Origin of the sequence: Shewanella sp. WXL01 (assembly GCF_012263345.1) — a bacterium.
Lineage (GTDB): Bacteria > Pseudomonadota > Gammaproteobacteria > Enterobacterales > Shewanellaceae > Shewanella > Shewanella maritima.
Genome location: NZ_JAAIKQ010000007.1, coordinates 16,097 through 41,417 on the forward strand (window position 1 = coordinate 16,097; position 25,321 = coordinate 41,417).

Genomic DNA, 25,321 nt, shown 5'->3' on the forward strand with positions numbered 1-25,321 from the left:
AATCAATTTCCCTTTCGAAGTACATCGCCAGTTCTGGCATCAATAATAGTTGAAGGCTGTCTTTGTTCACCCAGCTCACCTTGCACCACAGCATCTATCTTGCCGCTAAATATATCTAGCACTTGCTGATGCGACATAGCTGGGTCTTCACCTGCCAGATTAGCACTGGTGGAAACTAAAGGTTTACCAATGGTGTTACAGATCTCGCGCACCACAGGATGAGCAGATACGCGCACCGCAATCGAGTCGAACTCGCCTTTTAACAAGGCTTGAGTTTTGTCACCGACAGGCATCACAAAGGTAAATGGCCCCGGCCATTTTTGCTTGGCAAAACTCAGTTGATCATCACTTAACTGGGTTAAATCAACATAACCTTGTAATTGCGATAAGTCTGCCGCCACTAAAATCAGCCCCTTTTTCCAGGATCGCTGCTTGACTTGCAGGACTTTTTCTATCGCTTGTGGATTATCTGGGTCGCAGCCAAGGCCATAAACTGCCTCGGTTGGATAAGCAATCACTCCTCCGCTGGCAATCACATCGCTGACCGCTGAAGGTGGTAATTGTTGCATAGTAGTTCCTTAAATATGCTTGAGCTATGTAAGACGCCCTGAGTTACAGGGCGAGTTCATAAACATGTATCGCGCTTTTTATGGGCATAAATGAGCTTTGAGGAAGCAAGCTTCTTTGGCAAAGATGCTAAAGTGGAGCTCCTAACTTAGCCTTAGGGGATGATTTTACGACGTTTTACACCCTCAAAGTTCATTTACCCTTAGAGCATGGTCGATAATCAATAAATCATGCGGCTACGCTACTCTGTGTCATATTCTGACTCCTGACACTTTTATGTTGAGTATCTGGTAGCGGCAAAGCCTAACAAAGCAAGCTTAAATCTTGCTGAGTCACATGCTAAAGCGCGAGCTTATATTTACAACTTTTCTGTGGGCACTCTAAGCGATGACCACTCGCCGTTTTACGCTCGACTAAAATGCCAAAGCCACAGTCTGGGCAACTTTGCGCCACTGGCGGGTAATTTACAATAAATTTGCACTTAGGATAAGCACTGCAGGAATAAAAGGTTTTGCCGTAACGGCTGGTACGCGACTCCATGTGACCCGTTCTGCAATGAGGGCAAGTGATTTCAGCCTGTTGCTCTTGTTGGTCATGCTTTTCGATATGGTGGCATTCTGGGTAATTAGTACAGCCAATAAAAATACCAAAGCGGCCTGATTTTACAGCTAATTCACTACCACACTCAGGGCATTGAGAGCCCGCTATTACCTGCGACTCTATCGCTTCATGATGCACTAAAGGCCGAGTGTAGTCACAAGTTGGGTAGTTATTACAGCCAACAAAGCTTCCGTGTTTACTGTGCTTAACCGACAGCTCACAGCCACACTCAGGACACAGCTCAAACTCTTTCTCAAGTGCATGCTCGTGAACAGTAAACAGTTGTGAATCAATTTTCGACATCGACAGTCAACCTCTTATGGCGATCAAAAAAGGAGGCTAAGCCTCCTTCAATTTATACCGCTACGAATGCAACCTACCGTCAGGTTGCTCGAAGATGAGATCTTCCATTTGCTCATACGCAGACTCATTACCGGGCACATTGAATAATACCATCAATACCACCCATTTGAGATCTTCTAATACCAAATTAGGCTCATCTAGCTCCATAACACGGTCAATAACCATTTCACGTAACTCGACGTTAAGCACCTTGATTTGCTCTAAAAATAATAAAAAGCCACGGCAAGCGACATCTAACTTGACCATTTCATCTTTGGTATAAATCCGGAAAGACTGTTGGTCATGGTTGCAAAGGTAAGGCTGATCGCCTTCTTGCAAGTTTGCGAGATGCTCAAGCCAGGCAAGTGCTTTTAAAATATCTACCTGATGAAAACCTGCTTTGGTTAACTCTTTGGTTAGTTCATCTTCGTCAACCAAAAGCTCGACTTCACTATGAACATAGTTTTCAAATAAGTACATGAGGATATCAAACATGGCTAGCTCCTCTTTAATCTGACGTAACCACCGGCTACCGCTGTAACCCACCCTTGTAATTCAAGCTCAAGCATTTGTACTAACACCAGATCTAATGGTTGCCCACTATGCTCAACGACTTGGTCTAATGTCGTTGTCTCATATCCTACACTAGCTAACAGGGGAGGAAATGGCAAATTACAATTACTCATGGGCTCTATATGGTGACGTTGTTGTAATTGTTCAAGGTGGAAATGCGATAAACTCAGCAACTCTTCTATTATATCGGCCGATTTTTCGACAAGTTTTGCCCCATTTTGAATAAGCTGGTGACAACCTTCGTAATGACCACTTAATACCGAGCCTGGTACAGCAAACACTTCCCGGTTTTGCTCCATGGCAAGCCTGGCAGTTATAAGCGAGCCACTTCGCAGCGCAGCCTCGACAACTATCACCCCCAAAGATAGACCACTGACAATGCGATTACGCTTAGGGAAGTTACCGGCAAATGGGCCGACATCAGGCCAGAACTCGCTAACCAAGCAGCCAGACTCTCGTACTTGCTGATATAAATTACGATGACGCTTGGGATATATGGTGTCGATACCTGTGCCTAACACGGCGATGGTTTTCCCGCTTGGATTAATCGCGCCTTGATGAGCGGCAGCGTCAATACCTAGCGCCAAACCACTGGTTACCGCAAAGCCCTGATTAGCCAACTCAGCTGCCAGTGTTCTTGCAATCTCAAGCCCTGCTGGTGATGCATTTCGACTGCCGACTATTGCCACACTTGGAATAACTAAACTATGAACATCACCTTTAACAAATAGTATGGGTGGAGGATCAGGGATTTCTGCCAGTAAAGCAGGATAAAGAGGGTCTGATCGGGAGAGAATATAGTGATCATCAGCCGCGGCTTGCCACTCTAACGCCTGCTCAACGCGCTGATGATCAATATGGAGTTTTTCAATGCTGGAACTAGGTAAAGGCAGTGTTTGCTTTTCAAACTCCAACCTTTGCCTTAGCTCCTCAACATCCATGTGAGTTAATAATTGCTTAATCCGAGCGGGTCCTAGCCCAGAAACTGCGTAAACAACCAGCCAGTCGACCAGTTTGTCAGATATCTAGTCCGCCTTTAGTTTAATCTCAACAGGCTCCATTAACTTATCGCCTACACGCACAGGACGTTGATTATACATAATCAAGCCCATTGCGGTGCGGTCGAACACTTTAAACACCATTAAGTTACCATGGAAAATATCAGGCATTTTGGTCACGCTATCTTCAGAGAAGTGAGCCAGCACTTTTTCATACGATGAACGATCAACCACGCGAACAGGCATACCATCATTGTCGATAATGATTTCTTCACCGTCACGGTACATAGAGAACACATGACCAGGGCGAACGCCGTCAACGCTTCCTTTATCTAAATAAACTACATCTAGCTTGCCAGCTTCTCGTACACTACCAACTGTCGCCAACACACGCGCACCTTCAGTTTCAGCCGCTTGCGGCATAAAGTAGGCAGGTAAAAGCGCTTCATCCTCTACGCGTGCCACTTTGAAGCCAACTTTAGTTTCGCGCAAGTTACTCAGCAACTGAACTTTTGAAACATCACCGGACTCAACCACACGGCCACTCGCAGAGACAATAATCTCACGTCCTAGGGGTTCGCCTGATTCTGCCTCAGTAAACTCACGCGCTGGCTCATAAATCAACACTTTCTGACCTTTTGGCATATTGGCATTGATATAAACGATATTATCCATAAGGTGATGACGAGAAGGATTCTCACCACTTAGCACCATAGGTAGACCATCGAGCCACTGCTGCTCAACAACACGATTTTGATTCAAATATTGATGAATAAGCGATAAATCCACCGCGGGAATTGCACCGCCTTTTGGAGAAATACGCCCTTCAACATTCTTTTTCACGTGTTTTTTAACAACAAGACGCGGCTCGCCATCAATAAAGACTAACGTTAGACGATCGCCTGGGTAAATTAGGTGAGGGTTGGCAATTTGTGGATTAACGCCCCACAACTTTGGCCAGCGCCAAGGGTCGTTAAGAAAGTAGCCAGAAATATCCCATAGGGTGTCGCCTTTTTTGACAACATAAGTATCAGGATGACCCGCTTTTAATGTCAGCGTGTCAGCATTAACTTGAGTAATATTTAATGCCAAAAATGCGAGAAATAGTAAACGTCTCATGCAGAGGTCCATGTTATTAAGCCTAAAAAGCGCTTTTTGCTGTTATTGATAGTCCGTTAGGATTAAAATTACCCTATTTGCATCTGCCAGTATAGCTAACTGGCTGAAATTTGACAGACTTGTTAAGAGTTTAAATATGCCATTACTAAAAGTATTACGCTTTCCAGACGAAAGATTACGAACCATTGCTAAGCCTGTGACAGATTTCGGCCCAGCATTACAAACCCAAATCGACAGCATGCTTGAAACCATGTACGAAGAAAAAGGCATTGGCCTTGCGGGCACTCAGGTGGACTTCCATCAACAACTGATTGTGATGGATCTACAAGACGATGTTGAGCGCCCAAATGTGATTATCAATCCAGAAATCGTTGCCAGTAGCGGTGATTTTACCAATGAGGAAGGTTGCCTTTCAGTGCCAGGCATCTACGCCAAAGTGGAGCGCGCCGAAAAGGTAACCCTTAAGGCTCAAGACCGCAATGGTGACGAGTATACTATTGAAGCAGATGATCTTTTTGCGATTTGTATTCAACACGAAATGGATCACCTTCAAGGCAAACTGTTTGTTGACTACCTGTCGCCATTAAAGCGCCAGCGCATCAAAACCAAACTTGAAAAAGAAGCTCGACTAGCAGCTAAAAACGCATAGGACACACATTGAAACCGCTAAAAATCATTTTTGCCGGCACTCCAGACTTTGCCGCGAGACATTTACAAGCCCTTCTAGACTCTGAACATCAGGTTGTTGGAGTTTATACCCAACCTGATAGACCAGCCGGACGAGGTAAGAAACTTACGGCAAGCCCAGTTAAGTCGTTGGCAGTTGAACATGATATTGCGGTTTATCAACCTAAGTCTTTGCGTAATGCAGAGGCGCAAGCCGAGCTTGCGGCTATTAATGCAGACATCATGGTCGTAGTGGCTTATGGCCTTATCTTGCCTCAAGTAGTACTCGATACACCGCGTTTAGGTTGCATCAATGTCCACGGTTCAATTTTGCCTCGCTGGCGCGGCGCAGCGCCAATTCAGCGCGCGTTATGGGCGGGCGATAAAGCGACTGGCGTCACCATTATGCAAATGGATATCGGCCTAGATACGGGCGATATGCTACTAAAAACTCACCTGCCAATTGAAGACAGCGACACTTCGGCAACCTTATATGAAAAGCTTGCTGAGCAAGGCCCACAAGCCCTTGTTGAAGCTCTTGCAGGATTAAGTGCTGGTACACTGAGCGCCGAGAAACAAGACGAGTCGCAAGCTAATTACGCAGAAAAACTGTCGAAAGAAGAAGCCAAGCTAGATTGGAGCAAAACAGCCACTCAACTTTGGCAAGAAGTTCGCGCCTTTAACCCTTGGCCAGCAAGTCACTTTAGCCACAACGAGCAGACGATTAAAGTATGGCAAGCTAAAGTTGAGCAGCTAGAATCAGCAGCAAAGCCAGGCACCATAATTCGCGCAGACAAATCAGGCATAGTGGTTGCCACAGGTAAAAATGCACTCGTTATTGAGACCTTGCAGTTACCAAACAAAAAACCGCTAAGTGCAGCCGATGTGCTTAACTCACGCGCTGACTGGTTTGCAGCAGGCACTCAACTCAGCATCGAGGCAGCTCAATAATGAACGTTCGCGCATTAGCCGCTAAAGCGATTTTTGATGTGCTTGAACGAGGCATCTCGTTATCAGTTGCCCTACCAGAGCAACAAAAGCACCTAGCCAACGGCAAAGATAAAGGCCTACTTGCGGAAATCTGCTATGGAGTTATGCGCCAACTACCTCAATTAGATAAATGCGTTAGCGATTGCCTAAGTAAACAGTTCAAAGGTAAGCAGCGCATTATTCACCAACTATTACTGGTGGGTTGCTATCAGCTGTATTTCACCCGCATTCCTGCCCACGCTGCTGTTGGTGAAACAGCAGAAGCCTGCCGGCAATTAAAGTTTAACGGCCTAGTGAAAGTGGTTAATGGCGTGCTGCGCAATATTGAGCGCCAAAAAGCGCCTTTAAGCGAAGCGTCTGACACCCTCAAGTTCAACACACCCGCCTGGTTAGTTAAACGCTTGCAGCAAGCATACCCACAGCAATGGCAGCAGGTTATTGAGCAAAGCCATCAACGCCCGCCAATGTGGCTGCGAAACAATCAACAGCAACAAAGTCGTGACAGCTACTTAGCCAAACTGGCTGAGCAGCAAATTGAAGCAAGTAGCGGTACTAGCGATGATGCCATCTTACTAGCAAGTCCAACTGACGTAACTCAGCTACCTGAGTTTGAAAATGGTGCAGCATCAGTACAAGATGGTGCGGCCCAATGGGCCGCTACCCTACTCGCGCCACAAGCAAATGAAATCATTCTTGATGCATGTGCAGCTCCTGGCGGTAAAAGCTGTCATCTGCTTGAGCTTGAGCCGAGTATTGAGCTCACAGCAGTAGATTTTGACGCCAAACGCCTTGAGCGAGTGCAGCAGAATCTAGATAGACTCAAGCTTAACGCCAATGTCATTCATGGCGATGCGGCCAATATTGATAGCTGGTGGACAGGCGGTAAGTTTGACCGCATTTTGCTAGACGCGCCTTGTTCAGCAACCGGTGTTATCCGTCGTCACCCAGACATTAAATGGCTGCGTAAAAGTAACGACATTGAAGAGCTAGCCAAGCTGCAAAAACAAATTTTTGATCACTGCTGGCAGTGGCTAAAACCAGGTGGCACCCTGCTCTATGCCACCTGTTCTATCCTGCCGCAGGAAAACCGTGATCAAGTAACTGACTTCCTTGCCCGCACTCCTGATGCCAAACTTGAGCCCATCGCTCAGCAAGACAGTAGTGATGATATCGGTTGGCAGATCTTGCCTGGGCAAAATAATATGGATGGCTTTTATTACGCCAAGCTTACCAAGAGCGCAAAACAATAAAAGCCAATAAGGTGATGGATACGCAATGAAAATTATTATCTTAGGTGCAGGACAAGTTGGTGGCACACTCGCCGAAAACCTAGTGGGGGAGAACAACGATATCACCTTGGTAGATAGCGACCGCGCAACTCTTAACATCCTACAAGATAAGTTTGATTTGCGTGTTGTCGCTGGCCACGGTGCCCACCCCAATGTACTCAAGCAAGCTGGCGCCGAAGATGCCGATATGTTGATCGCGGTAACCAACAGCGATGAGTGTAATATGGCAGCCTGCCAAATTGCCTACAGCCTCTATGGCACACCAACTAAGATTGCCCGTATCCGCTCTGAGCCTTACCTGCAAATGCAAGACAAACTGTTTATCGACAGTGAAGTAAAACAAGGCGATGCCAAACCTCGTGGCGGCTTTATTATCGATGAGCTGATCGCCCCAGAACAGTTAGTCACCACTTACATTAAACGCTTGGTTGACTACCCTGGCGCACTGCAAGTACTTGAGTTTGCCGACGGTAAACTAAGCTTGGTAGCAGTAAAAGCTTATTATGGTGGCCCGCTGGTTGGTAATGCATTAGCAACTCTGCGCGAACACATGCCGAATATTGATACCCGGGTTGCAGCAATTTACCGCCAAGGTAAACACATCATGCCTCGCGGCACCACCATTATCGAGGCAGATGATGAGGTGTTCTTCCTGGCTGACAGCCGCCACATTCGCGCGGTAATGAGCGAAATGCAAAAGCTAGATAACTCGTACCGCAATATCATGATTGCCGGTGGCGGTAATATCGGTTTTGGTCTTGCTGAGCAGCTGCAAAGACAACATTCAGTTAAGTTGATCGAGCATAAAAAAGAGCGTGCTGACATGCTCAGCGAAAAGCTCACCAAAACCACAGTGTTCAATGGTGATGCCTCAGATCAAGAGCTGCTTATTGAAGAAGGCATTAGCCAAACCGATGTATTTATCGCTGTAACCAATGACGATGAAGCCAACATTATGTCGGCGCTGCTAGCTAAGCGTATGGGCGCCAAAAAAGTCATGGTGCTAATCCAGCGCGAAGCCTATGTCGATATTGTGCAAGAAGCCAATATTGATATTGCGGTGTCACCGCAACAAGCAACCATCTCAGCCCTACTGACTCACATCCGTCAGGGTGATATCTGCAATGTATACTCTTTGCGCCGCGGTGTAGCCGAAGCCATTGAGGCAATTGCCCACGGTGATGAAAACACCTCAAAAGTGGTTGGCAAGCGCATTAGCGATATCAAGCTGCCACCTGGGACAACTATCGGCGCGATTGTGCGTAATGATGAAGTGCTAATGGGTCACGATAAAACCGTGATTGAACAAGGTGACCACGTGATCCTATTCTTGGTTCACAAGAAATACATTACTGATGTTGAAAAGCTATTCCAACCAAGCGCTTTCTTCTTTTAGATACAAGCAATCACTTTTATCATACCCAAAAACACCAAGGGCGCTGATTAGCGCCCTTGTTGACTCGACAATTCCTGAAATTATGCCTTTGTCAGCTGACAAATATGATCAGCGTATAGCTTCACATCGTCCCAATCAGTGTAATCAATCACTGCTTTACTATCAGTTGGGCCATCGGTCATTTTCATGATCAGCTTAATGGCTAAGCTGTCGTACCAGGTCCACGATGGGTAATCAACTTTACCAGCAATGATCTTCACATCCTGTGGTTTCCAATCTGACAGTTCAATAAATTTTTGCAGGTATTTATTGTTCTCAGGAATACGCTTTTCTGGTTTGCGGGCAACCACATTCACGCAGAAGAAGCTATTTGGCAAACTCGCTAATTGCTCATGGTGGCGACGGCAAAACTCAAATACAGACTTATGGTATGAGCCATACAAAACACATGCGCCTAGTGCTATCGCATCATATTGCTGCCAATTAATTTCACCTTTATGTTCGACTAAATTAATCACATCACACTGATGCTCGTTGGCGGTAATCTGCTGCGCGATTGCGCGACTGATCTGCGCGGTATGCCCACCACGTGAGTAATAAATAACTAAAATGTTTGCCATTGCTATCACCTAAGCTTAAATCTGTTGCCAGTGTGACAAAAAACACCCACCAATGCGTCATTAAGGATCACAAAATTAGGTTCTGTTAATCTTTGCAGGTAAGATTTTGTTCGAGGAAAAAACGCTTTAATCGCGGCGTGAGCGATGCAGTTTAGTCCACTAAACAAGTTACTCACAACAAAGAGAAAAGCGTTTTTAGCCGAACCTTACAGGCAGCGCTTGTTGTCATTTCTACTACGTTAGTGGCTTTTTATGTGAACTACCACACCGCAAAACCACTGCCTTGTATAAATTTCCAACAAGCAGCTGCAAAATCAACCTCGAAAGATCAACAGAACCTATGCTAGCTCATATATTTATTGTTAATAATTGAGATATGAATAGCCCAAACGTATTATAAATACATTGCTAAATTACTTGGAGAAGCTGACTGTGCAAGGCGAAATCGATGTCGAGTCTATGTTGACCAACGCAGAAACAGCAGCGAAGTGGCTAAAAGCCATTGCGAACCCTTACCGGTTAATGATCTTATGTTTGCTGTTAGATAATGAACTGAGCGTGACAGAATTAAACGAAACGGTACCGCTAAGCCAATCGGCATTGTCACAACATTTAGCAGTATTAAGACAGCAAGACTTGGTGAGTACCCGCAAAAGCTCGCAAGTGGTTTACTATCAGCTCAAAAATCAGCAGGTAACTGAGGTGATATCCATTCTGCACAAGCGTTACTGTGCTTAACTCAGAATAGCCAACACGAGTCAGCACCAGCCCCCTCAGCTAGTACCCATAAAAAAAGCAGCTCGAAGCTGCTTTTTTAGTTTTGGGGCTCGCTTGAATACTTGCTAGTTTTTCCAGAAAGTTGGCGTGAATAAAACCAGCAAGGTGAATACTTCTAAACGACCAAATAGCATAGCAACAATCAATACCCATTTAGCGCCATCGGTAATTGAAGCATAATTGTCAGCCACCTCACCCAAGCCAGGGCCTAGGTTGTTAAGACTCGCGGCAGTTGCACTAAAGGCTGTGGTTGGATCCATATCCATCGCCATTAAAATCACCATGCACACCACAAATACCAGAGCATAAGCCGAAAAGAAGCCCCAAACCGCATCAATAATTCTATCTGGCAGCGCAGTAGAGCCAATCTTAATCGAGTACAAGGCTTTAGGGTGCACCAAACGCTTCAATTCACGCGAGCCTTGCAAGAACAGTAAAATAAGCCTGATCACCTTCATACCGCCACCAGTTGAACCGGCGCAGCCACCAATGAAGCTTGAAAAAATCAGTAGTACCGGCAGGTAAAGCGGCCATGACGAGAAGCTCTCGGTACCAAAACCTGCGGTGGTTGAGATAGACACCACTTGGAAGAAAGCATAATCCAGTGTTTGTTCAGCACTGTCATAAATACCGGCATTATAAAGTGTGGCAAAACAAATCGCGGTAAGCACCAGTTGCACCGCAATCAAGGCCTTAAACTCAGCGTCTTTAAAGTACACTTTAAAGTTAATACCGCGACGAGAAAACGCTGCAAAGTGCAGACTAAAATTCACCGCAGCAATTAATAAGAACACCGCACAAATCACGTTGATAAGCGGGCTTTCAAAATAGCCTAAGCTTGCGTCATGGGTCGAAAAGCCGCCGATGGCAATGGTAGAAAATGAATGACAGATGGCATCAAACACATCCATGCCAGCAAAGTAAAAAGCACTAGCACAAGCCACTGTTAGCATTAAATAGATATACCACAGCGCCTTGGCTGTTTCGGCAATCCTTGGGGTCATCTTGCTGTCTTTTACCGGCCCGGGTACCTCAGCTTTATAAAGCTGCATACCACCAATACCTAACAGCGGCAAAATTGCGACCGCAAGTACAATGATACCCATGCCGCCCATCCACTGCAGTAGGTGGCGGTAAAACAAAATCGCTTTAGGGAGATGGTCAAGCCCGGTAATCACAGTAGCACCGGTTGTGGTTAGCGCCGAAAATGACTCGAAAAAGCTATCGGTCCAACTTAAATTTGGCTCAGTTGAAAAAATAAAAGGTAAGGAACCAATTGAGCCCAGTACCGTCCAGAACAACACCACAATAAGGAATCCCTCACGAGTACGTAGGTCACCTTTTTGTTTGCGGTTGGGATACCAAAGTAAGAAACCAAGGAACAAGCTGACGCTAAATGCTTGAATAAATGCGGTACCACCACCGTCTTTGTATATCACTGCCACTAATGCTGGTGGTAGCATAGTCATAGAAAACAAGCCCATTAACAGGCCAGTGATACGGATAATGGTTTTATATTGCATGCTGGTTCAAAATCCAAAATGCCTTGGAAAACAAGAAGCTCAATTACGGCGAGCTTACATTTTTATAAAGAACTCACATTTTGGCACTTACACATCAAGCTGTAAACTTAACTTGTAACGCCCCTTGGGTTTGCGTCGCTAAAAGTGCATTAAACTTTTGTTGCCAGGCTTTGGCTAACTCAAACTCAACCGTCACCGACTCGGCAAACTGCTTATCAATAATCACGCCTTCACATTGAGTGATAACGTACTCGACATCATTAAGCTGGGCATAATCACAAGTTAACTTAACTGGATAACGGCGGGTTTTAAGCTGAGTTTTTAACTCAGGAATGACCTTCTTGATACCTGAACTATACGCACGTACCAAACCGCCAACACCTAGTTTAGTGCCGCCAAAATAGCGCACCACAACTGCGCCAATTTCACCAATGTTAGCCCCTTGCAAGCAGGCAAGCATAGGCCTACCAGCGCTGCCAGCTGGCTCGCCATCATCGGACGAACCGATAGCAACCAGGTTACTCGGGTCGTCAGCGACAAACGCATAACAGTAATGACTTGCCCCAGGGTAATGCTGTTTAACGCGAGTAAGTACTAACTTCAGCTTTTGTTCGCTATCACAATGAAACACAAAAGAGATAAAGCGGCTGTGCTTTATCTCTTCTTCAAATTCAACTTCCTCGGCGGGAATTAAAAACTCTTCAGTCAACTAAACCTTGCTCTCTAGTCATGTTCTCATTACGGTCATGATGGACGATAACGTTATCTTCAATACGGATGCCGCCGTAAGGTCTAAGCTCATCAATTAAATGCCAGTTAATACTTGCCTTAGCAGCATCAGATAACTTGTTTAGCAGGCTATCAATCACATACAAGCCTGGCTCAATGGTGAGCACCTGATTTGCCGCTAACATGCGAGTGCAGCGTAAGAATGGGTGTTCTTCTGGCGCGGCGATGTGAGTACCACGTTCATCATGGGCAAAACCGCCCATGTCATGCACTTGCAAGCCAAGCATGTGACCTAACCCGTGCGGGAAAATCGCTTTGGTGATCCCTAAGTCCAACGCGCTTTCTACGCTACCTGTGGTAATGCCAAACTCATTGAGCAATTGCGCCAGTTTAACGTGCGTCTCAACATGTAAATCGACATACTTAACCCCAGGCTTCATCATGTCGATAATCTCAAGCTGTAATTTATCCATGGCAACAATCAGCTCGTAAAAACGGCTCTTGCCAAAGGCGTATGTGCGAGTAATGTCAGCCGCATAACCATGGTAATTAGCACCGGCATCAATCAAAAATGAATAACGCGAATCAGGGCTTTGGTGCTCAAGTGCGGTGTAGTGCAAAATCGCGGCGTTGTGGTTCAAGGCGATAATGTTGCCGTAAGGCACTTCATTCTCACCCTGACCAATTTCAGATAAATACTGCTGCTGAATTTCAAACTCGCTAGCACCATTATAAAACGCCTGCTTCGCCGCCAAATGGCCTTTTACCGCAATCTGGTTTGCTCGGCGTAAACACTCAAGCTCATACTGCGTTTTGTCAGCGCGGTGGTAGTGCAAATAGTTAAGTACTGCGTCAGGGTTACGTGAGCTAAACCCAAGCACATCAGCTACATCCAAATGCTCACCAATATATGCCCAGTCAGTGATTTGCTTAGGCAATAACTCAGCTACGCGGTCAGCTTTGGTCAGCAGCTTGATATCGAAATGCTTAGTCCAAAAGGTTTGCGGCACATCATTCACCTTGTGCCAAAAATCTTCTGGACGATAGTAAATAAGTGTTGGCTTGTCTTGGCCGTTAACTACCAGCCAACTGTTTGGATTGTCCAACAGCGGCAACCAAGCCTTAAAATGTGGGTTAACTTTAAATGGATAATCCATATCATCCAAAAACTGACGATGATACTGCCCTGAGTGAATAATCAGTCCGGCTATATTTTCTCGCTGGCAAACATCAGCAACGCGGCGGTTAAGCTCGCTAATATGGTCATGATAAAGGTGAGCTAATTGATCCATTTTTAATCCTTTAGGGTCTAATGCCCTTTGGTGTTAATCCCATGCAAAGTCTATCACAAACCGCAAATAAACTTAGCTTTACAAAATTATTAAACGATCGTTTAAATTGGGTGTTGTAATTTTTCTCGTTTAGAAGCACACTGTGGAACAACTGGTCAACAGATGACCTATCTTAGCTGTAAAACAAGCTTGATAACTACACGGCAAAATAGATGTGGAAGTCGCTTTAAGCAATAAGGAAGCAAGCAATGATCTACCAAAGCCCTACCATTCAGGTTGAGTTACTCGAAGATAATATTGCCAAGCTGTGCTTTGATGCACCGGGCTCGGTTAACAAGTTCGACAGGGAAACTCTCGCCTCACTTGACGCTGCATTAGACAGCCTCATGCAACAGTCAGACGTTAAAGCATTAGTACTGACATCAGCAAAAAGCACCTTTATCGTGGGTGCAGACATCACCGAATTCTTAGGATTGTTTCAACAGGATGAAGCAACCCTACTGACCTGGGTTGAACAAGCAAGTGCAGTATTCGATAAACTAGAAGACCTGCCTTTCCCAACAGTTTCAGCAGTAAACGGTTTTGCTTTAGGCGGTGGTTGCGAAACCATCCTTGCGACAGATTTTCGTGTTGCAGACACGACAGCAAGCATTGGACTACCAGAAACTAAACTTGGTCTTATCCCGGGCTTTGGTGGCACAGTGCGTCTACCACGCGTTATTGGCGCAGACAACGCACTTGAGTGGATCACAACCGGTAAACCACAAAAGCCACAAGCTGCATTAGCAGTTGGTGCAATCGACGCAGTCGTTGCCCCTGAAGCGCTTGAAGCAAGCGCTATTCAAATGCTAAAAGATGCCTTAGCAGGCAAGCTTGACTGGCAAGCGCGTCGTCAGCGCAAACTTAGCCCACTAAACCTGCCTAAGCTTGAAGCCATGATGTCGTTCACCACGGCAAAAGGCATGGTATTTAAAGTTGCGGGTAAGCACTACCCAGCACCTATGGCTGCAGTAGAGGTGATTGAGCAAGCAGCGACACATTCTCGAGCAGAAGCGCTAAAAATTGAAAACCGTGCCTTCCTAAAGCTTGCGAAAACTGAAGTGGCTACAGCACTAATTGGTATCTTCTTAAATGACCAAGTAGTAAAAGGTAAAGCTAAGAAAGCAGCTAAAACAGCCAAAGATGTTAACAGCGCGGCTGTACTGGGAGCAGGCATTATGGGCGGCGGTATCGCTTACCAAAGTGCAAGCAAAGGCACGCCAATTGTAATGAAAGACATCGCCCAACCAGCTCTAGATTTAGGTTTAGGTGAAGCTGCCAAGCTACTTGAAGCGCAAGTTAAACGCGGCCGCTCGACCCCAGCTAAAATGGCTAAGGTACTCAACAACATCACACCTGCACTAGACTATGCACCTGTTAAAGATGCTGACGTAGTAGTAGAAGCCGTTGTTGAGCATCCAAAAGTTAAAGCGACTGTACTTGCTGAAGTTGAGCAACAAGTTGCTGAAGATGCAATTATCACCTCAAACACCTCAACAATTTCTATCAATCTACTTGCTAAGAGCCTTAATAAACCTGAGCGTTTCTGTGGTATGCACTTCTTTAACCCAGTGCATAAAATGCCATTAGTTGAAGTTATCCGCGGTAAAAACACCTCTGAAGAAACCATCGCCTCTGTTGTTGCTTACGCAAGTAAGATGGGTAAAACCCCAATTGTGGTAAACGATTGCCCAGGCTTCTTTGTTAACCGCGTATTGTTCCCTTACTTCGCCGGTTTCAGTGGCTTACTAGCAGATGGCGCAGACTTTGCCAAAATCGACAAAGTGATGGAAAAACAATTTGGCTGGCCAATGGGCCCAGCTTACCTACTTGATGTTGTTGGTCTAGATACTGGCCATCACGCACAAGCGGTAATGGCTGAAGGTTTCCCAGATCGCATGGGCAAAAACGGTAAAGATGCTATCGACATTATGTTCGAAAATGAACGCTTTGGTCAGAAGAACAAGATTGGTTTTTACCAGTACTCTGTTGACCGTCGTGGCAAGCCGAAAAAAGACATCGACCCAACTAGCTACGAGCTATTGGCAAACCAGTATGGCGCGACAAAAGACTTCGATGCAGATGAAATCATCGCTCGCTGCATGATCCCTATGGTGATTGAAACGGTTCGCTGTTTAGAAGAAGGCATCGTTGCTTCACCAGCTGAAGGAGACATGGGCTTAGTTTATGGTATTGGCTTCCCACCATTCCGTGGTGGTGTATTCCGTTACCTAGATACTATGGGCGTGGCAAACTTTGTGGCACTCGCGGACAAGTACGCCCACCTAGGTGGTCTTTACCAAGTAACACCAGCGATGCGCGACTTAGCCGCAAGCAACGGTAGCTACTACTCAGCCTAATTTAGCCTAAAGGATTATCATCATGAAACACGCTGTAATCGTAGATTGTATTCGTACTCCAATGGGCCGCTCTAAGGCTGGAGTATTTAGAAATGTTCGCGCAGAAACCTTGTCTGCCGAGCTAATGAAAGCCCTGCTTTCGCGTAACCCACAACTAGACCCAAATGGCATTGAAGATGTTATTTGGGGTTGTGTACAACAAACCCTAGAGCAAGGCTTTAACATTGCTCGTAACGCTGCACTACTAGCTGGCATCCCTAAAACAGCGGGTGCAGTAACAGTTAACCGCCTTTGTGGCTCATCGATGGACGCATTGCACCAAGCAACGCGCGCAATTATGACTGGCCAAGGTGACACCTTCATTGTTGGTGGTGTTGAGCATATGGGTCACGTACCTATGAACCACGGTGTCGACTTCCACCCAGGTCTTGCAAACAATGTAGCTAAAGCTTCAGGCATGATGGGCTTAACTGCAGAAATGCTAGGTAAGCTGCACGGCATTAGCCGCGAGCAACAGGATGAGTTTGCAGTACGCTCTCATCAACGCGCTCACGCAGCCACAGTTGAAGGTCGCTTCGCCAAAGAAATCGTCGCAGTTGAAGGTCACGACGAAAACGGTGCGCTTATCAAAGTTGAGCACGATGAGGTTATTCGCCCAGAAACTTCAATGGAGTCGCTATCTGGTTTGCGCCCGGTATTTGACCCAGCAAACGGTACAGTAACTGCAGGTACGTCTTCTGCTCTATCTGACGGCGCATCCGCTATGTTAGTTATGGAAGAAGAAAAAGCACGCGAGCTTGGCCTGCCAATTCGTGCTCGTATCCGCTCTATGGCTGTTGCTGGTTGTGATGCTGCTATTATGGGTTATGGTCCAGTTCCAGCAACACAAAAAGCACTAGCTCGCGCAGGCTTAACCATTGAAGATATGGATGTGATTGAGCTTAACGAAGCATTCGCAGCACAGTCATTACCATGTGTGAAAGACCTTGGACTAATGGATGTGGTTGACGAGAAAGTTAACCTTAACGGTGGTGCAATTGCACTTGGTCACCCACTAGGCTGTTCTGGTACACGTATCTCGACAACGCTAATCAACTTGATGGAAGACAAAGGTGCTAAGCTAGGTCTTGCAACTATGTGTATTGGTTTAGGTCAAGGTATTGCAACTGTATTTGAGCGCGTCGACAACTAAGCTACTCACTCGGCGAAGCTTGGAATTGACCAGCTAAAAAGTAAATCTCAATTTACATTTTATAAAAAGGGCTCTATGAGCCCTTTTTTATTTGTTTTTTAATTTTTCTGCTTTGACTAATGTTCCACGTGGAACATGTTTCATGAAAATTTATTTTCGATTCAAAATTACTGCTAACGCCAAAAATCAATCAATATCACATTAGCTAATACTGAACTTGGCATCCAATAAAGGCAGGCGTAAAATTAACCCTATTTAGTTCACAAGAAGTATTCGCATGTCTGACACATTTGAGCAAGCTAACCATCAACTCGACGCCTTGGGTTTACGTTGCCCCGAACCGGTAATGATGATCCGTAAAACCGTGAGAAAAATGGCTGAAGGTGAAACCCTATTGATCATTGCCGATGACCCAGCAACCACCCGCGACATTCCTAGCTTTTGTGAATTTATGGATCATACACTGGTATCAAGCGAAACTAGCGAGACACCTTATCGCTATCTTTTGAAAAAAGGACTTTAACATGCCAACACTGACAGGGATTGCATACAAAGATAAAAAGCGTGGGCCAATGCACGAGCTTGACTCTGTAAAAGTCACGCTTGAGAGTGGAGTCGCCAATGATATATTTGGTCGCCCAGGCAAACGCCAAGTTACCCTTTTATCTTCAGCTCAATGGCAGCAAGCCTGCAGTGAAATAGCACAAGACCTCAATTGGCTTACACGTCGTGCCAATCTATTAGTTGATGGCTACCAATTTAGTGCTGCCGATGTAGGTAAAACAGTCCATATCGGCGCCCAGTTACAGCTTGAAATTACTGGCGAGACTGACCCTTGCGCTAAAATGGAACAAGCCGTAGCTGGCTTGGAGGCTGCCTTAACACCCGAATGGCGTGGCGGTGTTACTGCTAAGGTAGTCAATGCTGGTGAGATTAGCATTAACGATACCGTCAGCATCCTATAAGCTCACACTCATCATGAACTGTTATAACTAACTCTACAGCTCAGCACTATATGCTGGGCTTTTTTATCACCAGCTAACCGATATTCCTCTGGTCAAATCTGTCAATTCAAACATACGAGTCCCATCTATCTACTGTCATAAAAAGAAACAGAAAAAGGCTACCGTTTAACCAAGGTTTGTGAGATAACTTCAAGCTGATCCACATGAGCTGCAATGGCTCACACCGCGAATTCCAATACAACCAACAATAATGGAAACAGCATGTTTACTCGAAAACTAACCCCTATATATACAGCTGTGGCGCTGTCACTTGGTTTAGCTGCCAATGTTACAGCCGAGGAAGAAAAGACTGGCTGGCAAGTTAACGCCCCGGCACAAGCACCTTTAAGCAAGATTGATATCAATGTCACCGAAGGCACCTGGATGAACGTAAGCGTTTCACCAGATGGCAAAAATATCGTATTCGACCTACTAGGCGATATTTACCAGATGCCAATTTCAGGTGGTGAAGCCAAGCCATTGGTCACAGGCATAGCCTGGCAAATGCAACCCGTATACAGCCCTGATGGTAAGTACATCGCCTTTACATCTGACGAGGACGGTGGCGACAACATTTGGGTAATGGATGCCGATGGCAACAATCAAAGAGCAGTAACTAAAGAAACCTTTAGACTATTAAACAGCCCTGCATGGAGCCCTGATTCGCAATATCTTGTTGCGCGTAAGCACTTTACCGCTAGCCGCTCACTCGGTGCTGGCGAAGTGTGGATGTATCATGTTGCTGGTGGTGAAGGCGTTAAGTTAACCGAGCGCCCTAATGATCAGAAAGACTTGGGTGAACCAGCCTACTCTCCAGACGGTCGGTACATTTACTTTAGCCAAGATGCGACACCTGGTAAAACCTTCCACTACTCAAAGGACTCGGTTAAAGGTATCTACAAGATCAAACGTTACGATACACAAACTGGTGACATCAAAGTATTGGTTCAAGGCACAGGTGGCGCGATTCGCCCAACGCCAAGTCCTGATGGTGAGAAGCTTGCTTACATTAAACGTGACGGTTTCCAATCAACCTTATACCTGCTTGACTTAAAGTCAGGTGAACAAACGAAGCTCTACGATAAGTTAGACCGTGACATGCAAGAAACCTGGGCTATTCACGGGGTTTACCCGACTATGTCCTGGACTCAAGATAACGAAGATATCGTATTTTGGGCTGGGGGTAAAATCAATCGCTTAAACGTTGAAGATAAAACGGTAACTGATATTCCATTCTCGGTGAAGACTCAGTTAGATGTGCAACCATCGGTTCGTTTCACCCAAAACCTCGACCAAGATGAGTTTGACGTTAAGATGCTGCGTATGGCGCAGGTATCTCCTAACGGTGAAAAAGTAGTATTTGAAGCGCTGGGTAAACTGTGGATCCGCGATATTAAAGACGGTAAGCAAAAGCGCTTAACCCGTCTCAGCGACAACGTTAATGAACTATTCCCACAGTGGTCACGTGACGGTAAGAAAATCGTATTCACCACCTGGAATGACCAAGACCAGGGTAGCGTTCGTGTTGTTAGTGCACGCGGTGGCAAAAGTAAAAAGCTAACCCAAGAGCCGGGTAAATACGTAGAAGCGACCTTCTCTCCTGATGGCAAGACGATCGTCTATCGCAAAGCACGCGGCGGATATGTTACTCCTCGAACCTGGTCACAAGAGCCTGGTTTATATAAGGTTGATGTAAAAGGTAAACGCAATGAGTTCATCACGCCTTATGGTTACCAACCTCAGTTTGGTGCCAGCAATGAGCGCGTCTACTTTATGGATCATGGTGAAACACCAGAACTATCTTCGATAGGCCTTAATGGTCATGAAATGCGTACTCACTACACCAGCAAGCACGCAACTGAGTTCAGAGTATCGCCAGATGGTAAACACCTGGCATTTGCTGAACGCTTCCGTGTGTATGTAACGCCATTCGCGAAACATGGTGAGACCATCAATATTGGCCCTAAAGCCAACAACCTACCTGTTACTCAGTTAAGTGTGCGTGCAGGTGAAAGCATTAGTTGGAATGGCGACAGTGACGCGCTGTACTGGACACTTGGCCCTGAGCTTTATCAAGCCGATATTGATACTGAGTATGTAAAAACTGAAACCAAAGTTGAACCTAAGATAACTGATATTGGCTTTAAAGCTGACGCAGATGTTCCACGTGGAACAGTTGCTTTTATTGGTGGCAATGTCATAACCATGGACAACGACAAAGTCATCGAAAATGGTGTAGTGATAGTCAAAGACAATAAGATTGCAGTTGTCGGTGACGCAAATACTGAAGTACCAAGCGATGCCCAAGTTATCAATATTTCAGGCAAGTCAATTATGCCAGGTCTATTCGATGCTCACGCTCACGGCGGTCAAGCAGACGATGAAATCATCCCGCAGCAAAACTGGATGCTCTATTCGGGCTTATCACTAGGTGTTACATCGATCCATGACCCATCAAACGATACGACTGAAATCTTCGCTGCTTCTGAGCAGCAAAAAGCCGGCAATATTGCAGGGCCACGCATCTTCTCTACAGGTACCATCTTGTACGGTGCAAACGCTCCAGGCTATACCTCACACGTAGATTCACTTGATGATGCTAAGTTCCATCTGGAACGCCTCAAAAAAGTGGGCGCATTTAGTGTTAAGAGTTATAACCAACCACGTCGTAATCAACGCCAACAAGTCATTCAAGCTGCACGCGAGCTTGAAATGATGGTAGTGCCAGAAGGCGGCAGTCTGCTTCAGCACAACCTAACAATGATTGCAGACGGTCATACTACGCTAGAACATTCGCTACCTGTTGGCGCTATTTATAGCGACATCAAGCAAATGTGGCGCCAAACCGAAGTTGCTTACACACCAACCCTAGTTGTAGCGTACGGCGGTATTTCGGGTGAACACTACTGGTACGACAAAACAGACGTATGGGCTCACCCTCGTCTAAGTAAATACGTTCCAAGCGACATGCTCAATGCACGCTCTATGCGTCGTACTACCGCGCCAGATGGTCACTATAACCACTTCAACGTTGTACGAGTTGCTAATGAGCTAAAAGATGAAGGTATTATTGCCAATATTGGTGCTCATGGTCAGCGTGAAGGCTTAGCAGCACATTGGGAGATGTGGATGTTTGCCCAGGGCGGTATGAGCAATATGGAAGTGCTTAAAACAGCCACCATCAACCCAGCGAAAACCTTCGGTATGGATCATCAACTTGGTTCAATCGAACAAGGCAAGCTAGCGGACCTAATCGTGATTGACGGTAACCCACTAGAAGATATTCGTGTGACAGATAAAGTGACCTACACCATGGTGAACGGCAAGCTTTATGACTCTGAAACGATGAATGAACTAAATGGCGATAAGCGCGAGCGCGAACGATTCTTCTTTGAAAAGTAAGCCAACTTGCCAAAGCTAATAACCTTTAGATTCTAGGTTTTAAATTAGAGCCTAGAGTCACGCGATAAAAAGGAAAAAGGGTGTTCCACGTGGAACACCCTTTTCTATTTTACTACACACTAAATGGTGATCGAGTATAACTATCATTTAGGATTTAAATCTTTGCCGTAAAGGAAGCAATCTTGAGTATGATCATTGACCATGCCAACGGCCTGCATAAACGCATAGCAAATTGTTGGGCCTACAAAATTAAACCCGAGCTTTTTAAGCGCCTTTGACATTGCTTCAGACTCAGGCGTTTGCGCAGGTAACTCAGCCATAGAAGCGAAATGATTAACCTTAGGTTGTCCACCAACAAAGTCCCATAAGAATTCACTAAAATCATTGCCTTCGGCTTCAAACTTAAGCAAAGCCTTAGCATTGCGAATAATCGAATTAACCTTAAGCCTGTTACGCACGATACCCGGGTCTAGCAATAATTGCTCTACTTTGTTTTCATCATAAGTAGCAATTACCTTGGCATCAAAGTTAGCAAACAAGCGCTCATAATTAGCCTGCTTTTTTAAAATGGTAATCCAGGATAAACCCGCTTGCTGACCATCAAGGCACAACTTGGCGAATAACTCCTGCGAGTCATATACAGGTCGCCCCCAAACCTCATCATGGTATTGCTGGTAAACAGGGTCATCACCACACCACTTGCAGCGCTTAATATCCATAATCTGTGCTCATTAGTAATTTTGCTATGTACGCTAAAAAATAACCTACATAAGCGCGGATCTACAAGGTATAATCAACAACATTTTCCTATATTAGCCTTAACCAGTAGATAAGCGGACATGACGACGAAACACGACGTAAAAACATTCCAGGGCTTTATTATGACCCTACAGGAATACTGGGCGCAGCAAGGTTGCGCAATCGTACAACCATTAGATATGGAAGTCGGTGCGGGTACATTCCACCCGATGACATTTTTACGTTCATTAGGCCCAGAGCCGATGAGCAGTGCTTATGTACAGCCTTCTCGTCGCCCTACCGATGGCCGCTATGGTGACAATCCTAACCGTCTGCAACACTACTACCAGTTCCAAGTGGTATTAAAGCCATCACCAGACAACATCCAAGAGTTATACCTAGGTTCACTTGAAGCTCTAGGCATCGACATGAATGTACACGATGTGCGTTTTGTAGAAGATAACTGGGAGTCACCAACACTAGGTGCTTGGGGTCTTGGTTGGGAAGTATGGCTAAATGGTATGGAAGTATCTCAGTTTACTTACTTCCAGCAAGTAGGTGGCCTTGAATGTAGTCCTGTAACAGGTGAAATCACTTATGGTCTAGAGCGTCTTGCGATGTACATCCAAGAAGTAGACAGTGTTTACGACCTTGTATGGACTGACGGCCCAATGGGCAAAGTGATGTACGGCGATATCTTCCACCAAAACGAAGTGGAGCAATCGACCTACAACTTTGAACACGCCAATGTTGAAGTACTATTTAAACAATTTGAAGATTGTGAACAAGCTTGCCAACACCTACTTGGTTTAGAAAAGCCACTACCACTGCCAGCATACGAACAAGTAATGAAAGCGTCTCACGCATTCAACCTTCTTGATGCGCGCCATGCAATTTCGGTAACCGAGCGCCAACGCTATATTCTCCGCGTTCGTACCATGGCAAAAGGCGTTGCTGAAGCCTACTATGCAGCCCGTGAAGCGCTTGGCTTCCCAATGTGTAAATAGAGTAAGTAGAGGTATAACTAAATGAAATTTGAAAACTTACTCATTGAAGTGGGTACAGAAGAACTGCCACCAAAAGCACTACGTAAGCTTGCTGAATCTTTAGTGGCTAACTTTAGCGATGAATTAAAAAAAGCCGAGCTAAGCTTTGAAAAAGCTAGCTGGTATGCGGCGCCGCGCCGCCTAGCGCTTTACATCGAACAACTCGCTGTAGCGCAAGCGGACAAGGTAGTTGAAAAACGTGGTCCTGCTATTGCACAAGCATTTGATGCAGATGGTAACCCAACCAAAGCTGCTATGGGCTGGGCTCGCGGTAACGGTATTAGCGTTGACCAGGCTGAGCGTCTAACAACAGATAAAGGCGAATGGTTACTACACAAGGCACAAGTTGTTGGTGCAGAGACGAAAACGCTAGTGGCTGACATGGCACAAAAAGCCTTAGACAAGCTACCTATTCCTAAGCCAATGCGCTGGGGTGCTAACAAGACACAATTTATCCGCCCGGTTCACACCATTACTATGTTACTTGGTGATGAACTGATTGAAGGCGAAATTCTAGGTATTAAGTCGGCGCGTACTATTCGCGGCCACCGCTTCATGGGCGTAGACACCTTTGAACTAAGCCATGCAGACAACTACCTCACCGAGCTTGAACAGCAAGGTAAAGTGATTGCCGATTATGAGCGCCGTAAGACCCTTATCAAAGCTGATGCAGAAGCTGCGGCCAAACAAATTGGCGGCGTTGCTGAGCTTGAAGATGAGTTACTAGAGGAAGTCGCTTCTTTGGTTGAGTGGCCTGTTGTACTAACAGCAAACTTCGAAGACAAGTTCCTAGATGTGCCAGCAGAAGCACTGGTTTACACCATGAAAGGTGACCAAAAGTACTTCCCAGTATTTAATGCTAACGGCAAACTGCTGCCTAACTTCATCTTTGTGACTAACATTGAGTCAAAAGATCCTCAGCAAATTATTGCCGGTAACGAGAAGGTTGTTCGCCCTCGCCTAGCCGATGCTGAATTCTTCTTCGACACTGACAAAAAGCACACCTTAGAGTCGCGTTTAACCAGCTTAGAAACCGTGGTGTTCCAAAAGCAACTTGGTACGATTAAAGACCGTGTTGAGCGCATTTCTGAACTGGCAGCTTACATCGCAACTGAAATAAAAGCAGATGCAGAGCAAGCTAAACGTGCAGGTTTATTGTCTAAGTCTGACTTGATGACCAACATGGTAATGGAGTTTACCGATCTACAAGGCACCATGGGCATGCACTATGCTCGTTTAGATGGAGAAGCTGAAGCGGTAGCGGTTGCGTTAGCAGAGCAATACAAGCCTAAATTCTCTGGCGACACAGTACCAACTGCGCCAATTTCAATGTGCGTAGCGCTGGCTGAAAAGCTAGATACACTAGTGGGTATTTTCGGTATTGGCCAGGCTCCGAAAGGCGCTGCTGACCCATTCGCCCTACGCCGGGCAGCAATCGGTATTTTACGTATCTGTTTAGAGAACAACTTACCGTTAGATCTGGTTGACCTAATTGCTAAAGCACAAGCACTTCACGGTGATAACCTAAGTAATGCGGATGTCGCTGAACAAGCGCTTGAGTTCTTTATGGGCCGCTTCCGCGCTTGGTATCAAGATCAAGGTGTTAGCGTTGACGTTATCTTAGCCGTACTTGCACGTCGCCCTACTTCACCAGCTGATTTTGAAAGCCGCATTAAGGCTGTAGCTCACTTTAGAACGCTAGAGCAAGCACTAGCACTTGCTGCAGCTAACAAACGTGTGTCTAACATTCTTGCTAAAGTTGAAGGTAGTATAGCCGCTGAAATCAACAATGAACTACTCGTTGAAGACGCTGAAAAAGCACTGGCAGCCAATCTGGCTGAGCTACAACCTCAGTTAGCACCATTATTTGCTGATGCTAAGTACCAAGAGTCATTAGCACTGCTAGCGGGTCTGCGCGATGCAGTAGATAACTTCTTTAAAGATGTAATGGTAATGGCTGACGATGAAGCGCTTAAACAAAACCGTTTAGCACTACTGAGCAAGTTGCGTGAGCAATTCCTGCATACTGCAGATATCTCGCTACTTCAGTAAGCAATTA

Annotated in this window: 22 protein-coding genes; 12 read left to right on the forward strand and 10 right to left on the reverse strand. The window is 45.7% G+C overall.

The genetic code is table 11. From position 1 onward, the window contains the following. Positions 1–2: 2 nt before the first annotated feature. The 5 genes from G3R49_RS14875 to G3R49_RS14895 form a co-directional block, all read right to left on the reverse strand. Positions 3–569 (reverse strand): L-threonylcarbamoyladenylate synthase, encoded by a 567-nt coding sequence (locus tag G3R49_RS14875; RefSeq protein ID WP_167870215.1) that lies wholly within the window; start codon positions 567–569, stop codon positions 3–5. Between the two features lie 337 nt (positions 570–906). After that, a complete protein-coding gene (locus G3R49_RS14880) occupies positions 907–1,470 on the reverse strand; it encodes a topoisomerase DNA-binding C4 zinc finger domain-containing protein (RefSeq protein WP_167870216.1) in 564 nt (187 codons plus the stop codon). Positions 1,471–1,530: 60 nt separating this feature from the next. Then, positions 1,531–2,004 (reverse strand): DUF494 family protein, encoded by a 474-nt coding sequence (locus tag G3R49_RS14885; protein WP_130599840.1) that lies wholly within the window; start codon positions 2,002–2,004, stop codon positions 1,531–1,533. Positions 2,005–2,006: 2 nt separating this feature from the next. After that, complete coding sequence (gene dprA / locus G3R49_RS14890) at positions 2,007–3,023, reverse strand: DNA-processing protein DprA (protein ID WP_167870217.1); 1,017 nt, start codon at positions 3,021–3,023, stop codon at positions 2,007–2,009. 84 nt (positions 3,024–3,107) lie between these two features. Then, positions 3,108–4,211 carry a LysM peptidoglycan-binding domain-containing protein gene (locus tag G3R49_RS14895; RefSeq protein WP_130599835.1) on the reverse strand — a complete coding sequence of 368 codons (1,104 nt, stop codon included), beginning with the start codon at positions 4,209–4,211 and terminating at the stop codon, positions 3,108–3,110. Between the two features lie 124 nt (positions 4,212–4,335). Here G3R49_RS14895 and def point away from each other — a divergent pair, with 124 nt between their 5' ends. Genes def through trkA form a run of 4 tightly spaced genes read left to right on the forward strand, consistent with a single transcriptional unit; the run spans position 4,336 to position 8,540 of the window. After that, a complete protein-coding gene (gene def / locus G3R49_RS14900) occupies positions 4,336–4,848 on the forward strand; it encodes a peptide deformylase (protein ID WP_167870218.1) in 513 nt (170 codons plus the stop codon). Between the two features lie 8 nt (positions 4,849–4,856). After that, positions 4,857–5,816, forward strand: a complete 960-nt coding sequence (fmt, locus tag G3R49_RS14905; protein WP_167870219.1) for a methionyl-tRNA formyltransferase — start codon at positions 4,857–4,859, stop codon at positions 5,814–5,816. Then, positions 5,816–7,105 (forward strand): 16S rRNA (cytosine(967)-C(5))-methyltransferase RsmB, encoded by a 1,290-nt coding sequence (gene rsmB / locus G3R49_RS14910; RefSeq protein ID WP_167870220.1) that lies wholly within the window; start codon positions 5,816–5,818, stop codon positions 7,103–7,105. Before fmt ends, rsmB begins: the two co-directional genes overlap by 1 nt. Before the next feature lie 25 nt (positions 7,106–7,130). Next, a complete protein-coding gene (gene trkA, locus G3R49_RS14915) occupies positions 7,131–8,540 on the forward strand; it encodes a Trk system potassium transporter TrkA (RefSeq protein WP_130599827.1) in 1,410 nt (469 codons plus the stop codon). A gap of 80 nt (positions 8,541–8,620) precedes the next feature. On the opposite strand, the gene hemG is transcribed toward trkA, so the two are convergent. Next, positions 8,621–9,160, reverse strand: coding sequence for a menaquinone-dependent protoporphyrinogen IX dehydrogenase (hemG, locus tag G3R49_RS14920; protein WP_167870221.1), 540 nt, complete (start codon positions 9,158–9,160; stop codon positions 8,621–8,623). 432 nt (positions 9,161–9,592) lie between these two features. On the opposite strand from hemG, the gene G3R49_RS14925 reads away from it, so the two are divergent. Next, complete coding sequence (locus G3R49_RS14925) at positions 9,593–9,898, forward strand: metalloregulator ArsR/SmtB family transcription factor (RefSeq protein ID WP_130599823.1); 306 nt, start codon at positions 9,593–9,595, stop codon at positions 9,896–9,898. Positions 9,899–10,002: 104 nt separating this feature from the next. Here G3R49_RS14925 and G3R49_RS14930 read toward each other — a convergent pair whose 3' ends face one another. The 3 genes from G3R49_RS14930 to pepQ all read right to left on the reverse strand — a co-directional run bounded on the left by G3R49_RS14930 (position 10,003) and on the right by pepQ (position 13,481). Continuing rightward, the gene (locus G3R49_RS14930; protein WP_167870222.1) at positions 10,003–11,460 is read right to left on the reverse strand and encodes a TrkH family potassium uptake protein; all 1,458 of its coding nucleotides are present in this window, start codon (positions 11,458–11,460) and stop codon (positions 10,003–10,005) included. Positions 11,461–11,554: 94 nt separating this feature from the next. Beyond that, on the reverse strand, positions 11,555–12,169 hold the full coding sequence (locus tag G3R49_RS14935) for a YigZ family protein (RefSeq protein WP_167870223.1): 615 nt from the start codon (positions 12,167–12,169) through the stop codon (positions 11,555–11,557). Next, positions 12,162–13,481 carry a Xaa-Pro dipeptidase gene (gene pepQ / locus G3R49_RS14940; protein ID WP_167870224.1) on the reverse strand — a complete coding sequence of 440 codons (1,320 nt, stop codon included), beginning with the start codon at positions 13,479–13,481 and terminating at the stop codon, positions 12,162–12,164. The genes G3R49_RS14935 and pepQ overlap by 8 nt, the downstream gene beginning before the upstream one ends. A gap of 248 nt (positions 13,482–13,729) precedes the next feature. Between pepQ and fadB the strand changes: the two genes are divergently transcribed. The 5 genes from fadB to G3R49_RS14965 all read left to right on the forward strand — a co-directional run bounded on the left by fadB (position 13,730) and on the right by G3R49_RS14965 (position 21,478). After that, positions 13,730–15,880, forward strand: a complete 2,151-nt coding sequence (gene fadB / locus G3R49_RS14945; protein WP_167870225.1) for a fatty acid oxidation complex subunit alpha FadB — start codon at positions 13,730–13,732, stop codon at positions 15,878–15,880. A 22-nt stretch (positions 15,881–15,902) separates the two neighbouring features. Continuing rightward, positions 15,903–17,072, forward strand: a complete 1,170-nt coding sequence (gene fadA / locus G3R49_RS14950) for an acetyl-CoA C-acyltransferase FadA (RefSeq protein ID WP_130599812.1) — start codon at positions 15,903–15,905, stop codon at positions 17,070–17,072. Positions 17,073–17,349: 277 nt separating this feature from the next. After that, a complete protein-coding gene (tusA, locus tag G3R49_RS14955; RefSeq protein WP_167870226.1) occupies positions 17,350–17,595 on the forward strand; it encodes a sulfurtransferase TusA in 246 nt (81 codons plus the stop codon). 1 nt (position 17,596) lies between these two features. Beyond that, entirely contained in the window at positions 17,597–18,037 is a 441-nt protein-coding gene (locus G3R49_RS14960) for an MOSC domain-containing protein (protein WP_167870227.1), read from the forward strand. Between the two features lie 261 nt (positions 18,038–18,298). Beyond that, positions 18,299–21,478: an amidohydrolase family protein gene (locus G3R49_RS14965; protein ID WP_167870228.1), complete on the forward strand. Its 3,180-nt coding sequence runs from the start codon at positions 18,299–18,301 to the stop codon at positions 21,476–21,478. A 143-nt stretch (positions 21,479–21,621) separates the two neighbouring features. Here the strand turns inward: G3R49_RS14965 and G3R49_RS14970 are convergent, their stop codons facing one another. Then, positions 21,622–22,197, reverse strand: coding sequence for a DNA-3-methyladenine glycosylase I (locus G3R49_RS14970; protein ID WP_167870229.1), 576 nt, complete (start codon positions 22,195–22,197; stop codon positions 21,622–21,624). Between the two features lie 120 nt (positions 22,198–22,317). Between G3R49_RS14970 and glyQ the strand changes: the two genes are divergently transcribed. Together glyQ and glyS are read left to right on the forward strand one after the other, a co-directional pair. Beyond that, positions 22,318–23,223 carry a glycine--tRNA ligase subunit alpha gene (gene glyQ, locus G3R49_RS14975; RefSeq protein WP_167870230.1) on the forward strand — a complete coding sequence of 302 codons (906 nt, stop codon included), beginning with the start codon at positions 22,318–22,320 and terminating at the stop codon, positions 23,221–23,223. Between the two features lie 21 nt (positions 23,224–23,244). Then, a complete protein-coding gene (glyS, locus tag G3R49_RS14980) occupies positions 23,245–25,314 on the forward strand; it encodes a glycine--tRNA ligase subunit beta (protein WP_167870231.1) in 2,070 nt (689 codons plus the stop codon). Positions 25,315–25,321: the final 7 nt, after the last annotated feature.

What these genes read in the sequence shown, in the direction of transcription:
- G3R49_RS14875 (WP_167870215.1), bottom strand. Translation starts at nt 569, where the DNA reads ATGCAACAATTACCACCTTCAGCGGTCAGCGATGTGATTGCCAGCGGA.
- G3R49_RS14880 (WP_167870216.1), bottom strand. Translation starts at nt 1,470, where the DNA reads ATGTCGAAAATTGATTCACAACTGTTTACTGTTCACGAGCATGCACTT.
- G3R49_RS14885 (WP_130599840.1), bottom strand. Translation starts at nt 2,004, where the DNA reads ATGTTTGATATCCTCATGTACTTATTTGAAAACTATGTTCATAGTGAA.
- dprA (WP_167870217.1), bottom strand. Translation starts at nt 3,023, where the DNA reads ATGGATGTTGAGGAGCTAAGGCAAAGGTTGGAGTTTGAAAAGCAAACA.
- G3R49_RS14895 (WP_130599835.1), bottom strand. Translation starts at nt 4,211, where the DNA reads ATGGACCTCTGCATGAGACGTTTACTATTTCTCGCATTTTTGGCATTA.
- def (WP_167870218.1), top strand. Translation starts at nt 4,336, where the DNA reads ATGCCATTACTAAAAGTATTACGCTTTCCAGACGAAAGATTACGAACC.
- rsmB (WP_167870220.1), top strand. Translation starts at nt 5,816, where the DNA reads ATGAACGTTCGCGCATTAGCCGCTAAAGCGATTTTTGATGTGCTTGAA.
- trkA (WP_130599827.1), top strand. Translation starts at nt 7,131, where the DNA reads ATGAAAATTATTATCTTAGGTGCAGGACAAGTTGGTGGCACACTCGCC.
- hemG (WP_167870221.1), bottom strand. Translation starts at nt 9,160, where the DNA reads ATGGCAAACATTTTAGTTATTTATTACTCACGTGGTGGGCATACCGCG.
- G3R49_RS14930 (WP_167870222.1), bottom strand. Translation starts at nt 11,460, where the DNA reads ATGCAATATAAAACCATTATCCGTATCACTGGCCTGTTAATGGGCTTG.
- pepQ (WP_167870224.1), bottom strand. Translation starts at nt 13,481, where the DNA reads ATGGATCAATTAGCTCACCTTTATCATGACCATATTAGCGAGCTTAAC.
- fadB (WP_167870225.1), top strand. Translation starts at nt 13,730, where the DNA reads ATGATCTACCAAAGCCCTACCATTCAGGTTGAGTTACTCGAAGATAAT.
- fadA (WP_130599812.1), top strand. Translation starts at nt 15,903, where the DNA reads ATGAAACACGCTGTAATCGTAGATTGTATTCGTACTCCAATGGGCCGC.
- tusA (WP_167870226.1), top strand. Translation starts at nt 17,350, where the DNA reads ATGTCTGACACATTTGAGCAAGCTAACCATCAACTCGACGCCTTGGGT.
- G3R49_RS14960 (WP_167870227.1), top strand. Translation starts at nt 17,597, where the DNA reads ATGCCAACACTGACAGGGATTGCATACAAAGATAAAAAGCGTGGGCCA.
- G3R49_RS14965 (WP_167870228.1), top strand. Translation starts at nt 18,299, where the DNA reads ATGTTTACTCGAAAACTAACCCCTATATATACAGCTGTGGCGCTGTCA.
- G3R49_RS14970 (WP_167870229.1), bottom strand. Translation starts at nt 22,197, where the DNA reads ATGGATATTAAGCGCTGCAAGTGGTGTGGTGATGACCCTGTTTACCAG.
- glyQ (WP_167870230.1), top strand. Translation starts at nt 22,318, where the DNA reads ATGACGACGAAACACGACGTAAAAACATTCCAGGGCTTTATTATGACC.
- glyS (WP_167870231.1), top strand. Translation starts at nt 23,245, where the DNA reads ATGAAATTTGAAAACTTACTCATTGAAGTGGGTACAGAAGAACTGCCA.